Consider the following 14,958-nt stretch of genomic DNA (forward strand, 5'->3'; position numbering starts at 1 on the left):
TCCTACAGGTTGTCCAGCGCGCCCGTGCGGCGCACGGCGGCGAGGTAGGCGAGCATGATCACCACGGGCACGGTCGCGACGGTCGCCGCGAACGGCAGGTTGTTGGCCGCGCCGATGTTGTCGTAGACGACGTTGCCGAGCATCTGCGAAGTGCCACCGACGATCTTGACCGCGATGTAGTCGCCCAGCGACAACGAAAACGTGAAGATCGACCCGGCGACGACGGCCGGGAAGCTCACCGGCAGCACCACTGACCGGAACGTCCTGAACGGCCGCGCGCCGAGGTCGCCGGAGGCGTCCACAAGGGAATCGGGCAGCCGTTCGAGACCCGCGTAGATCGGCAGGATCATGTATGGCAGCCAAAGGTACGACAGCGTGATCACGGTCGCGAGGACGCCGTAGCCGGGGGTGTCGAGGCCGAACGGATCGAGCAGCCAGTGCAGGACTCCGTTGCCGGACAACATGGTCCGCCACGCGTACGCCTTCACCAGGTAGCTCGCCCACAGCGGGGTCATCACGGCGATCACGAGAAGACGTCGCGCTCGCGGTGACGCGAATTTGGCCATGTAGAACGCCATCGGGAAGGCGATGACCGCGGTGATCACCGTGACCAGCGCGGCGATCCCGACCGTCCGGAGGGTGATCGTGCGGTAGACCGCGTCACTGAACAGCGTGGTGAAGTTGTCCAGTGACCATTCGGTGACGACCTGGCCGGTGAAGATGTCGGTGTGCCAGAACGCGGTCACGAACAGCGCGGCCAGCGCGCCGAGGTAGGCGAGGCCGAGCCACAACGTCGGCGCGGACAGCAGGATTCCCAGCCGCAGCCTGGGTTTGCGGTACAGGAAGGCGGAGACTTTCCGCCGCGGCGAATCGAGGGTGGTCGTCATCTTCTTCCGCCTTGGGATGGACCGGGAGCGACCGGCGTGGGGGGCCCACCGGCCGCTCCCGGAGTTCGGGAGGCTCAGCCCTTGATCTCGGTCCAGGCGCGCGTCCACTCGCCGTAGTCCTTGCACTTGACGTCGGTGCGGCCGTCGAGGCATTGCGCGATCGGTGTCGTCCAGTAGGCGATCTTCGCGGCGTAGGCGGCGTCACCGGCGTGGAAGGTCTCGCAGTGCTCCTTGTTCTTGGTTTCCGCGCACGCCTTGGGGTTCGACGGCGATTCGCCGAAGTACTCGGCCACCTGCGCGTTGGCCTTCGGGCTGACGATGTGGTTCAGCCACTTGTAGGAGCACGTCTTGTGCGGCGACTTCGCCGACACCATCCAGGTGTCCGACCAGCCCGTCGCGCCTTCGGACGGCAGCACGGATTCGACCGGGGCGCCTTCGCTCTTGGTCAGGTTCACCGTGACCTGCCAGGCGGTGCCGACGACGGAGTCGCCGCTCTTGAGCGCCTGGCTCTCCTTCAGATAGTCCGACCAGTACTCCCCCACCATCGGCCGCTGCTGCTTGAGCAGCTCGACCGCGGCCTGGAACTGCTTGTCGTCCAAGGCGTACGGGTTCTTGATACCGAGTTCGGGTTTGTGCGTCTGCAGGTACAACGCGGCGTCGGCGATGTAGATCGGCGAGTCGTAGGCGGAGATCTTGCCCTTGTACGGGCTGTTCGCGTCGAACATCACCGACCACGACGTCGGCGCCGGGGTCACCTTGTCCGTCCGCCAGGTGAGCAGGTTCGCACCCCAGCCGTGCGGCACGCCGTAGGAAACGTTGTTCACGCTGTTCCACGGACGGTTCTTGAGGAAGTCGAAGACGTCGGCGTAGTTCGGGACGAGCGCGGTGTTCACCGGTTCGACGTCGCCGGACGCGATGAGCCGCAGCGAGGCGTCACCGGAGGCGGAGACAACGTCGTACTGTCCGGTCTTCATCAGGCTGACGGCCTCGTCGGAGGTGCCGAACGCCTTGACGTTGACCTTGCAGCCTGTCTCCTTTTCGAAGCCCGTGACCCAGTCGACGGCCGGGTCGTTCGAACCGTTCTCCGCGTAGCCGGGCCAGGCCAGCACGTTGACCTGGCCTTCCGGCTGGCCGAGCTGCGCGAGCGCGTCCAGCTTCGGCGGGGTGAAGCCCTGACCGCCGGGGGCCGCGGCGGTCGAGCTGGATCCGGAGGTGCCACAGGCGGCCACGAGCAGGCCGGCGCCGAGCAGCCCGGCGAGCGCGAGTTTCTTCATTGGACGAACCTTTCGGTGCTGGGGAGGGGCTAACCGGCTTCGGGGACGCGGAAGCTGTGTTCGTGCCGCCAGCTCAGGCGGACCCGGCCACCCTCGAAGTCCGCGGGCTCGGCGGTGTTCTGCCGGACCACGGAGAGCTGGCCGCCGGCGTCGAGCGTGACCTCGTAGCGCACGGTCGCGCCCGCGTAGACGGTGTCGGTGACGGTGCCGGTGGCGCTGGTTTCGCCGTCCTCCGCCGATTTCGAGAGATCGGCGTCGATGCGGATCTTCTCGGGGCGGATGCTGAAGACGCCGGATTCGCCGATGATGTTCTCGGCGCCACCGCCGCTGAGCAGGTTCGAGGTGCCGACGAATCCGGCGACGAACGCCGACGCGGGCCGTTCGTAGACCTCGACCGGTGAGCCGACCTGCTCGATGCGGCCGGCGTTGAACACCGCGATGCGGTCGCTCATCGTCAGCGCCTCGTCCTGGTCGTGGGTGACGAAGATGAAGGTGATGCCGACTTCGCGCTGGATCTGCTTGAGCTCGGTCTGCATGGTGTGGCGCAGTTTCAGGTCGAGCGCGCCGAGCGGCTCGTCGAGCAGGAGCACCTTCGGGCGGTTGACCAATGCCCTGGCGAGCGCGACGCGCTGCCGCTGACCACCGGAGAGCTGATCGGGTTTGCGCTCGCCGAACTCGCCGAGCCGGACCGTGTCGAGGGCCTCCTTCGCGCGTTGGCGGCGCTCCGCGCGGGGGACACGTTTCACCCGAAGGCCGTATTCGACGTTCTGCCGCACGGTCATATGCGGGAAGAGCGCGTAGTCCTGGAAGACGGTGTTGACGTCGCGGTCGAAGGGCGCGAGGCGGCTGACGTCGCGGCCGTGCAGTTCGATCGTGCCCGCGGTCGGCAGTTCGAAACCCGCGATCATGCGGAGCACGGTCGTCTTGCCGGAGCCGGACGGGCCGAGCATCGAGAAGAACTCGCCGGGCGGGATGTCGAGATCGACGCCGTCGACCGCGTTGACCTGGCCGAACTCCTTGCGGAGCCCGCGCAGCCGGATGGCCGGTTCGCCGCCGCCCGCGGAAGCGATAGCAAAGGTCCCTTGCTCCCCCTCGGCAGGGGGGATGGGTGCTCGATGCGGCATGGCGTGCCTTTCGGTGGTCGTCACAGCGCGCTCATCACGTGCTTGACGCGGGTGTAGTCCTCGAGGCCGTAGAGCGAGAGGTCCTTGCCGTAGCCGGACTTCTTGAAGCCGCCGTGCGGCATTTCGGCGACCAGCGGGATATGCGTGTTGATCCAGACGCAGCCGAAGTCGAGCTTTCCGGCCAGTCGCATCGCCCGCTGGTGGTCGGTGGTCCACACCGACGACGCGAGCGCGTAGTCGACGCCGTTGGCCGCCGCGAGTGCTTCCGCTTCGGCGCCGAAGCGCTGCACGGTGATGACGGGGCCGAAGACCTCCGTCTGGCTGATCTCGTCGTCCTGGCGGACGCCGGAGATCACCGTCGGTTCGTAGAAGTAACCCTCGTCCCCATGCCTTTTCCCTCCACAGTGGACTGTCGCGTGCGCGGGCAGCCGGTCGACGAAACCGGCGACCCTGGCCAGCTGCGCGGCGTTGTTGAGCGGTCCGTAACTGACCGAAGTGTCGTCGGGTTTGCCGGTGGTGGTCGCCCGCGCCTGCCTGGTGAGCGCCGCGACGAACGCGTCGTGGACCTCGTCGGCGACCAGGACACGGGTCGCCGCGGTGCAGTCCTGACCCGCGTTGAAGTAGCCCGCGGCGGCGATTCCCTCCGCGGCCGCTTCGATGTCGGCGTCGGCGAAGACCAGTACGGGCGCCTTCCCGCCGAGTTCGAGGTGTACGCGCTTCACGTCCTTCGCCGCCGAAGCGGCGACCTCGATTCCCGCGCGGACGGAGCCGGTGATGGACACCATCGCGGGGATCTCGTGCTCGACGAGCGCCCGGCCGGTGTCGCGGTCGCCGCAGACGACGTTGAGCACGCCGGGCGACAGGAATTCGGCGCAGATCTCGGCCAGGAGCAAGGTGGACGCGGGGGTGGTGTCGGCCGGTTTGAGCACCACGGTGTTCCCGGCCGCGAGGGCGGGCGCGATCTTCCAGACCGCCATGAGGAGCGGGTAGTTCCACGGCGTAACCTGCGCGCACACGCCGATCGGTTCTCGGCGGACGAAAGAGGTATGTCCTTCCATGTACTCGCCTGCCGACCGTCCTTCCAGGACACGCGCGGCGCCGGCGAAGAACCGCAACTGGTCGACGATCATCGGCAGTTCTTCGGCCGCGGTGAGCGCGATCGGTTTGCCGGTGTTCGCGGATTCGACGAGCACGAGGCCGTCCGCGCGCGCTTCGACGGCGTCGGCGATCTTCAGCAGCGCGAGCTGGCGCTGCGCGGGCGTGGTCTCGCGCCAGTGCTCGAAGGCGGCGGCCGCGACCTTGAGCGCGCGATCGACGTCTTCGGGGCCGGCGACGGCGGCGGTGCGATACGGGCGGCCGGTGACGGGATCGACGATGTCGGCGACCTGGCCCGACGCGGATCCGGTGTACTCACCGCCGATGAAGTGCTTCAACTGCTGCACGGAAGCTCCTGGCTACTGGGCCTGGGGGCGTGAGGCGATAGCAAAGGTCCCTTGCTCCCTTGTGGGGTGGCGGGACGGCTAAAACATATAACTCCATAGGTTAGATGACAAGACGATGGGGCAAGATTGGTTCCATCGGGTAGCGGTACGGGTGAAGGGCCACCATGCGTAAGGGGTTGTCGCACAGCGCGCGGTCAGCGATGTTCGCGCCGCTCGACCAGATCGGCCGGGCCGAAGCGGTCACCGCGCGGCTGGTCGACGCCATCACGCTCGGACTGCTGGCCGACTCCGAACAGCTGCCGAGCGAAGCCGAACTGGCCGCCCAGTTCGGCGTCTCGACCGTGACCGTTCGCGAAGCGCTTGTCGCCCTACGGCAGCAGGGCCTCGTCGAAACCCGTCGCGGCCGGGGCGGCGGAAGCTTCGTGAAGACTCCGGTGAACCCTTCGGCCGCTTCGTGGCGAGAACGCCTTCGCACGGTTTCGCTGTCGGATCTGCGCGACGTCGGCGACCACTATCTGGCCATCGCCGGCGCCGCGGCCAAACTCGCCGCCGAGCGGAGTTCGCCCGAGGACATCGAGCGGCTCGAACTGGCGACCGAGGACATCCGCACCGCGACAGGCGCGGAGGCGTCGCGCGCCGAGCGCCAGTTCCACCTCGAAGTCGCGGCGGCCGCTCAGTCGCCGCGACTGACGAGGGAGGAGGTGCAGTTGCAGAGCGAACGGGGCGGGCTGCTGTGGCTGCCGCTCGAACCGAGCGGCACCCGCGAGCACGCCTACGCCGAACACCGCGCGATCACCGCCGCCATCGCGCAGGCCGACGGCGAGCTGGCCAGGAAACTCACCGAGGAGCACATCCTCGAAGCGATAGACCGGCTGGCGGACGTGCATTTAGACCTTCTGGGCCCTTAAGCTGCGGCATCCGCGCATCCGAGGTGAGCATCGTGAACGACACACCGTCCGCCGCTTCCGAGGTCGTCGACCAGGTATCCGCCCTGGTCGAGGACGTCTTCGGCCGACTGAAGCCGGTTCTGGCCGCGGCCGAAGGGCTGCTGGCCGGATCCGCCGATGCCCTCGCCGACGATCTGACCCGGCTCCGGCCGCAGGTCTTCGACGTTCTCGGCGGCCTGGTCGTCGGCGCCGGGTTCATCAGCGCGCCGAACGCCCTGGCCGACCAGGAATTCGGCTTCGAGTGGTGGACCGAAACCGGCGACGCCGAACCCGCTCGGCTGGTCATCAGCCTCGATCCGGACAGCGAGAACTTCCTCGACTACACCCGCCAGTCATGGTTCACCGTCCCGCGCGACACCGGCCGCCGCCACATCAACGGCCCGTACGTCGACTACCTCTGCACCGACGAGTACACGCTGACGTTCACCGTCCCGGTCCAGCGAAGCGGGTCGTTCGCGGGCGTGGTCGGCGCGGACATCTACGTGCGCGAGGTCGAGCGCCTGCTGCAGCCGAAACTGCGCGGGCTCGGCGGCCGCGCGGCGCTGGTCAACGCCCAAGGCCGGGTGATCGTGTCGAACAACGCGCGCCAGGCGACGGGTTCGCTGGTGCGCGACGTCGACGTCCCGGCCTGGTGGTCCTCCGGCGCGGAACCGGTCACGACCGAGAACGGCATCCACCTCCGGCGCTGCGGGGACTCACCGATCGCCTTGGTCAGGTCCGCTGGGGGCTGAAGGACGCCATACCCGCATCTGATGCGGGGAAAGCGCCCTTCACCGCGTCGCATGCGGGGAAAGCGTCCTTCAGCCCCCCGCGGCCTGCAGCGCGAGCCAGAGTTCGGCGCGTACGCCGGGGGAATCGAGGTCCCGGCCGGTCAGGTCGGCGACCTTGCGCATGCGGTTGCGCAGGGTGTGCCGGTGCACGCCGAGCCGCGCGGACGCCAGATCCCAGTGGCCATGGTGTTCGAGCCAGCACCTCAGCGAGGCCACGAGTTCGCCTCGGCCGGTTTCGTCGTGCTGCCGCAGAGGCGCCAGCAAGCTGTCCGAAAACGCTTGCGCCGCTTGGGAATCGACCAGTTCCAGGAAGCCGCGCCCGGCGTGTTCCGCGAACCGGACCAACTCGGTTCGCTCGGCCTTGGCCGCTTCGGCCGCTTGCTTCGCCTGACGGAGCCCGGCGGGGAAATCCACTGTGGACACCGGTTCGGCGAGGCCCGCGTGCAGCCCGCCGATCCTCGACACCAGCCGGAGAACCGCCTCCACGTCGCCGAGCGCGAGCACGAACGTCCCTGATTCCCCGAAGAAGACCTTCTCTCCGGCGACTTCGACGTCGAGCGCGTCGGCGAGTGAGCGACGCGCGCCCGCGGGACCGGTGACGGCCAGGACCGGCCACGGCTCTTCCGGAACCCCGCCCCAGAGCGTCTTCATCGTGCGAGTGGCGAGTTCGGTATGGCCCGCGGCGAGCAGCTCGCACAGCCCGGACCTCAGCCGCCGCAGTGCGCCGCCGTGTTCCCGGTTCTGTTCCAGCGCAAGGGAAAGCAGCGACACCGCGGTGTTGACGATGTGCTGCCCCGCGGCGTCCAGGGGCTCACGGGTGCCGACAGCGAGCACACCGCGAGCGCGGGTGTCGAGTGTCTGCAGGACGACCTCGTCCTCCCCCGCCACCGTCACCAACGTGCCCGCGCGCAGCCGTCCGAGATCTTCACGCATTTCGTCGGCGAAATGCCGGGCCGACGACGGCGACGCTTCGGTGACCGCGCCCGCCGAATCGAGCAGGAGCACCCAGCCGTCGATCAGCTTCGCCAGTTTGCGCACCACTCCGCCAGGTCCGCCCTTGCCGACGGCGGTCCTGGTCAGTTCCTGCTGCCCCTTGCCGGTGCGCACGAGCGACGCGTACTCGTCGGCCGCGACCGCACGGGAGACCGCCCGCGTGATCGCGATGAACGGCGTCTTCCTCGGCACTTCCAGCACCGGGAGCCCGACCTCCTCCGCGGTCTCCACCAAGGACCGCGGGATGGTCTCGTGACTGAGCCCGACACCGAACCCGAGCCCCGCCACCCCGGCGTCGACGAGTCGCCGGATGTACCCGGGCGACGTGGTCTCATCGAGGGCGAGGCCGGTGGTCAGCAGGAGTTCGCCGCCTTCGAGGAAGGCCTGCGGATCGGTCAGTTCGGTGGGGTGGACCCAGCCGATCGGCCGGTCGAGCCCGCTCTCGGCCGCCCGCACGCGCAGCCCGAGCGGGCGTTCGGCCGCGAGGGCGCGGAGCGTCAGTGCCATGTTGTCCAACTCTACGCTCCCATATCGACAAGATGTCGAGCTGACGTGCACCGGCGCGGCTCCCATTCTGGAGGGCGACCCCGTCCCTCGCGTCCGCAGGAGTTGGCCGTGACCGTCACCACCGAGACCCAGCGCAGGCTGCGCACCGAGATCCCCGGCCCTGCCTCGCGCGCCCTGCAGGAGCGACGCGCCGCCGTCGTCGCCGCGGGCGTGAGCTCGGTGCTGCCGGTCTACATCACCTCGGCCGAAGGCGGCCTGCTCACCGACGCCGACGGCAACGTCCTGATCGACTTCGGTTCCGGCATCGCGGTGACCAACGTCGGCCACGCGGCCCCCGCCGTCGTGGACCGGGTGCGCGAGCAGGTGGGACTGTTCACGCACACGTGTTTCATGGTCACGCCGTACGAGGGTTACGTCGAGGTGTGCGAAGCGCTCGACAAGCTGACGCCGGGCACCCACGAGAAGCGTTCGGTGCTGTTCAACTCCGGCGCCGAGGCCGTCGAGAACGCGGTGAAGATCGCCCGCGCCGCGACCGGCCGCCAGGCGGTCGTCGTGTTCGACCACGCCTACCACGGCCGCACCAACCTGACGATGGCGCTGACCGCGAAGTCCATTCCCTACAAGCACGGCTTCGGCCCGTTCGCGCCCGAGGTCTACCGCGTGCCGGGGTCGTACCCGTACCGCGACGGCCTGTCCGGACCCGAGGCGGCGCGGATCGCCATCGACCGCATCGAGAAGCAGATCGGCGGCGACCAGGTCGCGGCCGTCGTGCTCGAACCGGTGCAGGGTGAGGGCGGGTTCATCGAGCCCGCGCCCGGCTTCCTGCCCGCGCTTTCCCGGTGGTGCACCGAAAACGGCGTCGTGTTCGTCGCCGACGAGGTCCAGACCGGCTTCTGCCGCACCGGCGAGTGGTTCGCGTCCACGCACGAAGACGTCGTGCCCGACCTGATCGCCACCGCCAAGGGCATCGCGGGCGGGCTTCCGCTCGCCGCCGTCACCGGCCGCGCGGAACTGCTCGACGCCGTCGGACCGGGCGGCCTCGGCGGAACCTACGGCGGTAACCCGATCGCGTGCGCCGCGGCGCTCGGCTCGATCGAGACCATGCGCCAGGAGAACCTCGCGGCGTCGGCGAAGCGCATCGAGAACGCGGTGCTGCCTCGGCTGCGCGCGCTGGCCGAGGAGACCGGCGTGATCGGCGACGTCCGCGGGCGCGGCGCGATGCTGGCCGCCGAATTCGTGAAGCCGGGCACCACCGAACCCGACGCCGACCTGACCAAGCGGATCGCGCAGGCCTGCCACCAGGCGGGCGTCGTCGTCCTCACCTGCGGCACCTACGGCAACGTCGTCCGCCTGCTGCCGCCGCTGTCCCTGTCCACCGAACTGCTCGACGAGGGTCTTTCCGTCCTCGAGCACGCTGTCCGCACGGAGGCCGTCAAGTGACCACATTCCCGTACTGGGTGGCCGGAAAGCCGGTCACCAGCGACGAGACCGTCATCGTCCGCCACTCCTTCGACAACAGCGAGGCGGGCTCGCACCACGTTCCGTCCACTTCGGACATCGAGACCGCGGTTCAGGCGGCGCACGACGTCCAGGAGGAGTTCGCGACGCTGCCCGCGCACGTCCGGGCGGGCGCATTGGACCACGTGTCCCGAGTTTTGGGTGAGCGGTCCGAAGAGCTGGCCCGGCTGATCACCGCCGAGTCCGGCAAGCCGCTGAAGTGGGCGCGCGGCGAGGTCGGGCGTGCGGCGTCGACGTTCCGCTGGGCCGCCGAGGAGGCCCGCCGGTTCTCCGGCGACCTGCAGCGGCTCGACACCGACCCGGGCGGCACCGGGCGGCTCGCGCTGGTGCGGCGTGTGCCGAAGGGGCCGGTGCTGGGCATCACGCCGTTCAACTTCCCGCTGAACCTGGTGGCGCACAAGGTCGCGCCCGCGATCGCGGTCGGCGCGCCGATCGTGCTCAAGCCCGCGCCTGCGACGCCGCTGACCGCGTTGCTGCTCGGCGAAATCCTGGCCGAGACGGATCTTCCCGCCGGAAGCTGGTCGATTCTCCCGGTGAGCAACGAGGAATCGGCCAAGCTGGTGGCCGACCCTCGGCTTCCGGTCGTGTCGTTCACCGGTTCCGTGCCGGTGGGCTGGGGAATCCGGGACAGCGTGCCGCGCAAGCACGTCGCGCTCGAACTCGGCGGCAACGCGGCCGTCCTCGTCTGTCCTGATTGGACGGACTTGGACTTCGCGGCCCAGCGGATCGCGACGTTCGCGATGTACCAGGCGGGCCAGTCGTGCATCTCGGTGCAGCGCGTCTACGCGCACACCGACGTCTACGACGAGCTCCGGGCGAAGGTGCTGGAGCAGGTTCGTGCGCTCGGGACCGGTGACCCGCGGGCGGACGGCGTGGACGTCGGGCCGCTGATCAACACCGCCGCCGCTTCCCGGGTGGAGTCGTGGATCGCCACGGCCGTCGACGCGGGTGGCGAACTGCTGACCGGCGGGAAGCGCGACGGCGCGACCGTCGAGCCGACCGTGCTCGCGAACGTGCCGGAGGACGCGGCGGTGATGGCCGACGAGGTGTTCGGGCCGGTCGTGTCGATCACGCGCGTGGACTCGGTGGACGACGGGGTGCGGCGGATCAACGACTCGCGCTTCGGGTTGCAGGCGGGCGTGTTCACCCGCGACCTGCCGACCGCGTTCGACGTGTCCGCGAAGCTGCGTGTCGGCGGCGTGCTCGTCGGTGACGTGCCGAGTTTCCGGGCCGACCAGATGCCGTACGGCGGCGTGAAGGACTCCGGCGTCGGCCGCGAGGGCCCCGCGTCGGCGATGGCGGACTTCACCGAAGAGCGCGTCACCGTCCTGACCGGCCTGACCCTCTGACGACGCGCATTTAGTCCTCTGGATGCGGTGGTTCGTGACGCGAACTACCGCATTCAGAGGACTAAATGCGTGAGGTGGGCGTGGGCCTCGACGAGCGAAGGGCCGTACCAGGTCAGGTGGCGCCCGGAGACCAAGACGTACTTCGCGCCGGGAAACGCTTCAGGGCCGTCGTCGGCGGTGAACTCGTAGGGCTCGTCGGGCAGTACGAGCAAGTTCGCGTCCCCGGCCGCGAAGCGCGCCTGGAGTTCGTCGAGCTTCGGACGCGGGTAGCGCTCTTCGTGGTCCTCGTAGGCGTTGCCGATTCCGACGCGACGCAGCACGTCGCCGCCGAAGGTGTCGCGGCCGAGCACGATCCACGGCTTCCGCCAGACCGGCACGACCGCCCGGAAGCGCTCCGGCCGCGTCTCCCGCCACACCTCCTCGGCCTCCACCAGCCAGTCCGGCTCGGCGAGGTCGTATGCCTGCGTCAGAATCCGCCGGATCGAGCCGAGTGCGGCGGGCACGGTCGCCGACGCCTCCATCACCCAGACCGGGATCCCGTTGGCGCGCAGGTGTTCCACGTCCTCGGGCCGGTTCTCCTCGGAGTTGGCCAGCACCAGGTCCGGCTCGAGTTCGAGCACCTTGTCCACGTTCGGGTACTTCGAACCGCCCACCCGCGGGACGTCCAGCTCCACCGGATGGGTGCAGTAGTCGGTGGCGCCCGCGAGCCTTCCCGGCGCGCTCACCTCGACGGCCTCGGTCAGCGACGGCACGAGTGAGACCACCCGCGTCGCCGGCGCGCGCAGCGGGACCACTTCGCCGAGATCGTCGATCATGCGCGCTCGAAGGACAGTTTCCGCTTGTCGACGTCCACCGCGGTGAGCCGGACCCGGATCCGCTCGCCCTCGGGCAGCCGCTCACCCGCGCATTTGCCCATCACCGGCGGATTCTCGACCAGGATCTCCGCCTTGTTCTCGTCCGCCCGCAGCACGATCGCGCCGAACTCCTCGCCGATGTGCTCGACCATGACCCAGGCCTCGACCTGGTCGATGCAGGCCCGTTCGACCTTGGCCGCCAGCGTGTCGGACGCGGTCATCTGCTCCGGCACCTCCGAAAGCGCCGCGCGGACCCACGGGGGCACCTCGCGGCCGGCGCTCACGGCCAGGCAGATCTCGGTGGCGAACCGGTCGACCAGCCGCCGGATCGGCGCGGTGACATGGGCGTACGCGCCGCCGATCCCGGCGTGCGTGGTCAAGGCGGGCAGTTCGCCGTCGAAGGCGGTGTACCCGGCGCCACGCAAAAGCCGTGTCGTGTCGGCGAAAAGAGCCATCGAAGCGGGCTGACCGGGGTCCAGCGAGGCCAGGAACTCCGACACGCTCTTGCCCTCGGGCCAGTCGATGTTCAGCGCCTGCGCGGACCGGCGCAGCCATTCGACCGCGTCGGGTTCCGGCGCGGGCAGGGTCCGCAGGACCCCGATCCGGGCGTCGATCATGAGCTTCGCCGCCGCCATCCCGGTGAGCAGCGAGATCTCGGCGTTCCACGCGTCGACGTCGTTGCGCGGCCGCTGGACCAGCACCCAGCCGCCGTCGGGATCGCCGTTGATCTCCTGTTCCGGCAACTGCAGTTCGACCGCGCCGCGCCGGACCGCGAGTTCGCGGCGCAGGCGACCAAGCTCCGGCAGCGCGGCGACCGACGGATGCGGGGTACCCGCGTCGATCGAGGCCTGGACCGTTTCGTAGTCGAACTGCTCGGTGGAGCGGACCAGCGCGCGGCGGACGTGGGTCGCCGTCGGTTCGCCGCCCGCGTCGACGTCGATGGTCCACAGCACGGCGGGCCGGGTCTCCCCCGGCAGCAGGCTCGCCGCGCCTTCGGACAGCACCGGCGGATGCAACGGCACGTTTCCGTCCGGCAGGTAGAGCGTCTGCCCGCGGCGCCGCGCTTCCTTGTCGAGCGCACCACCCGGTGGGATGAACGCGGCCAGATCGGCGATCGCGTAGTGGACCCGGAATCCGCCGCCCTCGACGCGCTCGATCAGCATCGCCTGGTCGAGGTCCTTGGCACCGGGCGGATCGATGGTGACGAAGGGCAGACCGGTGGCATCCTCGCGTTCCCCCGCCGCTTCGAGCGGGTCGACGACCGCCGCCTCCGCCTCGGCGAGGACGTCGGGTCCGAACGTCTCCGGCAGCAAGAACTCGGCTCGCAGGCGACCGAAGTCCCCTCCGGCCGTGTGTGTCCTGATCACGAGTGGAGGCACCACCCAACCCTATCCCGATCCGGCCCGGTTGATCGCCCGTTCGGGTGCGGGCCGGTCGGGTGTACGTTACGGGCCGAAATGAAAACCGATACCCTTTTCAAAACGACAGGAAGGGCCGTGGCGTGAAGATCGCGTTCGTCGGGAAGGGCGGCAGCGGCAAGACCACGTTGGCGTCGCTGTTCACCGCGTACCTGGCCGGTGCCGGGAAACCGGTACTGGCGATCGACGCGGACATCAACCAGCACCTCGCGGTCGCGCTCGGCGCGAGCGAGGAAGAGGCCATCGCGTGGCCGACGCTGGGCGACAACATGGGCCTGATCAAGGAGTACCTGCGCGGCGACAACCCGCGGATCGCCGACGCGGCTTCGATGATCAAGACGACTCCGCCCGGACGCGGTTCGCGGCTGGTCCGGCCGTTCGAGGACAACCCGATCTTCCAGGCCTGCTTCCGCGAGTTCGGCGGCGTGCGGCTCGGCGTCACCGGGCAGTTCGACGAGGACGACCTCGGCGTCGCCTGCTACCACTCGAAGGTCGGCGCGGCGGAACTGCTGCTGAACCACATGATCGACGACGCGGGCGAATACGTGGTCATGGACATGACCGCCGGCGCCGACGCGTTCGCGTCCGGACTCTTCACCCGGTTCGACGTCACTTTCCTGGTGTGCGAGCCGACCGTGCGCAGTGTCGGCGTGTACCGGCAGTACGCCGACTACGCGCGGGACTTCGGGGTGCGGCTGGTCGTCGTCGGCAACAAGGTGACCGAGGACGAGGACATCGACTTCCTGCGCGACGAGATCGGCGACGCGCTGCTGGGCTGGATGGAGAACTCGCGGCACGTCCGCGCCGCCGAACGCGGCCGCGCGCGCCCGATCGGCGAACTCGAGGCGCACAACCTCCGGACGCTGGGCTCGATGCTCGCGACCGTCGACGCCGAGCAGCGCGACTGGGCGCGCTATCAGCGTCAGGGCGTCGAGTTCCACCTCCGCAACGCGCGGGCGTGGGGCAGCGGGCGCGCCGGGGAAGACCTCACGGCGCAGGTGGACCCGGAGTTCGTACTGGGCCCGGAACCGGCCAAGCAAAGCGCCTGACCTGCGGAGCCTCGTGAGTGGTAATGACGGTTCTAACCGTCATTACCACTCACGAGGGTGACCGGGGCGGCTCAGTCACCGCTCCATTTGGCGTCCTCGGCATCGGCCTGCCGCGTGCGTTCCTTGGCGATCTCCAGCGCGCGCCGGGCCGTCGCCTCGTCCGGGTACGGGCCGAGGAGATCGATGCTCCGCCCGCGTTCCAGATGTTCGACCTGGTTCGTCTTGGTGTTGTAGTACCAGCCCTGATCCGGGTTCGGGTCGCTCGACATGCGTCCAGCGTGACATCACCGGGACGTCCTGTCATCACTTGCGGTAGCGGTACGGGATCTCCGTCGGCTCGCCGGTCGGGCCGAACTCGCCGCCCTCCGGCGGATCCAGTTTCGAGCTTTCCGGCGGGTTCTCGGCCAGTTCGTCGAACCAGCCGCGGTGCATCGGGACGCCGCGCGGCGGGGTCGCGGGCTCCGGTGCGGCGGGGGTCCCCCGCGGCGGGGAGGCGGGCGGCATCGGCTGCGGCAAGGGCGCCGGGGGCGGCCCGGTCACGGGAGGGGCGACCGGCGGTTGGACGGGCGGCTGGGCGGCCTGCGGCGGTTCCGGCTGCGGCTCGGCCTGGGGTGGCGTGGCCGACTGCGCTTCCGGCGTGGCCGGAGGCGCGCTCACGGCCGGAGGCGGCGCCTGAGCGGCGGGAGGCTGGACAGGCGGAGGCGCGACGGCCGGAGGCGGCGTCTGGGGCACGGCGGGCGGCCCGGCCTGCGGCTGGGCGGGCGGCTGGGCGGCGGGCTGGGCGGGCGGCGCCTGAGGTGCGGCGGGGCCACCCGGCAACGGCGGC

The 14,958-nt window shown here is 69.7% G+C and carries 13 protein-coding genes and 1 pseudogene; 5 read left to right on the forward strand and 9 right to left on the reverse strand.

Annotated elements, in window-relative coordinates:
• Positions 1 to 2 precede the first annotated feature (2 nt).
• The 4 genes from L324_RS01230 to L324_RS01245 form a co-directional block, all read right to left on the reverse strand.
• On the reverse strand, positions 3 to 887 hold the full coding sequence (locus tag L324_RS01230) for an ABC transporter permease (protein WP_037303438.1): 885 nt from the start codon (positions 885 to 887) through the stop codon (positions 3 to 5).
• 74 nt (positions 888 to 961) lie between these two features.
• The gene (locus tag L324_RS01235; RefSeq protein WP_037303439.1) at positions 962 to 2,161 is read right to left on the reverse strand and encodes an ABC transporter substrate-binding protein; all 1,200 of its coding nucleotides are present in this window, start codon (positions 2,159 to 2,161) and stop codon (positions 962 to 964) included.
• A gap of 29 nt (positions 2,162 to 2,190) precedes the next feature.
• Positions 2,191 to 3,309 carry an ABC transporter ATP-binding protein gene (locus tag L324_RS01240; RefSeq protein WP_235783375.1) on the reverse strand — a complete coding sequence of 373 codons (1,119 nt, stop codon included), beginning with the start codon at positions 3,307 to 3,309 and terminating at the stop codon, positions 2,191 to 2,193.
• On the reverse strand, positions 3,306 to 4,727 hold the full coding sequence (locus L324_RS01245) for a gamma-aminobutyraldehyde dehydrogenase (RefSeq protein ID WP_037303440.1): 1,422 nt from the start codon (positions 4,725 to 4,727) through the stop codon (positions 3,306 to 3,308). Before L324_RS01245 ends, L324_RS01240 begins: the two co-directional genes overlap by 4 nt.
• Before the next feature lie 164 nt (positions 4,728 to 4,891).
• On the opposite strand from L324_RS01245, the gene L324_RS01250 reads away from it, so the two are divergent.
• Both L324_RS01250 and L324_RS01255 read left to right on the forward strand, forming a co-directional pair.
• Positions 4,892 to 5,635 carry a FadR/GntR family transcriptional regulator gene (locus tag L324_RS01250; protein WP_037303441.1) on the forward strand — a complete coding sequence of 248 codons (744 nt, stop codon included), beginning with the start codon at positions 4,892 to 4,894 and terminating at the stop codon, positions 5,633 to 5,635.
• Positions 5,636 to 5,667: 32 nt separating this feature from the next.
• Positions 5,668 to 6,405: a cache domain-containing protein gene (locus L324_RS01255; protein WP_037303455.1), complete on the forward strand. Its 738-nt coding sequence runs from the start codon at positions 5,668 to 5,670 to the stop codon at positions 6,403 to 6,405.
• Between the two features lie 69 nt (positions 6,406 to 6,474).
• Here L324_RS01255 and L324_RS01260 read toward each other — a convergent pair whose 3' ends face one another.
• Positions 6,475 to 7,944 (reverse strand): PucR family transcriptional regulator, encoded by a 1,470-nt coding sequence (locus L324_RS01260; RefSeq protein WP_037303442.1) that lies wholly within the window; start codon positions 7,942 to 7,944, stop codon positions 6,475 to 6,477.
• A gap of 108 nt (positions 7,945 to 8,052) precedes the next feature.
• Here L324_RS01260 and gabT point away from each other — a divergent pair, with 108 nt between their 5' ends.
• Together gabT and L324_RS01270 are read left to right on the forward strand one after the other, a co-directional pair.
• Positions 8,053 to 9,384: a 4-aminobutyrate--2-oxoglutarate transaminase gene (gene gabT, locus L324_RS01265; protein WP_051173559.1), complete on the forward strand. Its 1,332-nt coding sequence runs from the start codon at positions 8,053 to 8,055 to the stop codon at positions 9,382 to 9,384.
• Positions 9,381 to 10,811 carry an aldehyde dehydrogenase family protein gene (locus tag L324_RS01270; RefSeq protein WP_037303444.1) on the forward strand — a complete coding sequence of 477 codons (1,431 nt, stop codon included), beginning with the start codon at positions 9,381 to 9,383 and terminating at the stop codon, positions 10,809 to 10,811. Before gabT ends, L324_RS01270 begins: the two co-directional genes overlap by 4 nt.
• Before the next feature lie 53 nt (positions 10,812 to 10,864).
• Here the strand turns inward: L324_RS01270 and L324_RS01275 are convergent, their stop codons facing one another.
• On the reverse strand, positions 10,865 to 11,626 hold the full coding sequence (locus tag L324_RS01275) for a helical backbone metal receptor (protein ID WP_037303445.1): 762 nt from the start codon (positions 11,624 to 11,626) through the stop codon (positions 10,865 to 10,867).
• Entirely contained in the window at positions 11,623 to 13,032 is a 1,410-nt protein-coding gene (locus L324_RS01280) for an RNB domain-containing ribonuclease (protein WP_037303456.1), read from the reverse strand. Before L324_RS01280 ends, L324_RS01275 begins: the two co-directional genes overlap by 4 nt.
• A 134-nt stretch (positions 13,033 to 13,166) precedes the next feature.
• Between L324_RS01280 and L324_RS01285 the strand changes: the two genes are divergently transcribed.
• Complete coding sequence (locus tag L324_RS01285) at positions 13,167 to 14,132, forward strand: ATP-binding protein (RefSeq protein ID WP_037303446.1); 966 nt, start codon at positions 13,167 to 13,169, stop codon at positions 14,130 to 14,132.
• Positions 14,133 to 14,203: 71 nt separating this feature from the next.
• On the opposite strand, the gene L324_RS01290 is transcribed toward L324_RS01285, so the two are convergent.
• Both L324_RS01290 and L324_RS41230 read right to left on the reverse strand, forming a co-directional pair.
• Positions 14,204 to 14,401: a hypothetical protein gene (locus L324_RS01290; RefSeq protein ID WP_037303447.1), complete on the reverse strand. Its 198-nt coding sequence runs from the start codon at positions 14,399 to 14,401 to the stop codon at positions 14,204 to 14,206.
• Between the two features lie 34 nt (positions 14,402 to 14,435).
• Positions 14,436 to 14,958: pseudogene (locus L324_RS41230) on the reverse strand (hypothetical protein); the annotation flags it as partial.

It is taken from the genome of Amycolatopsis orientalis DSM 40040 = KCTC 9412, from assembly GCF_000478275.1.
Lineage (GTDB): Bacteria > Actinomycetota > Actinomycetes > Mycobacteriales > Pseudonocardiaceae > Amycolatopsis > Amycolatopsis orientalis.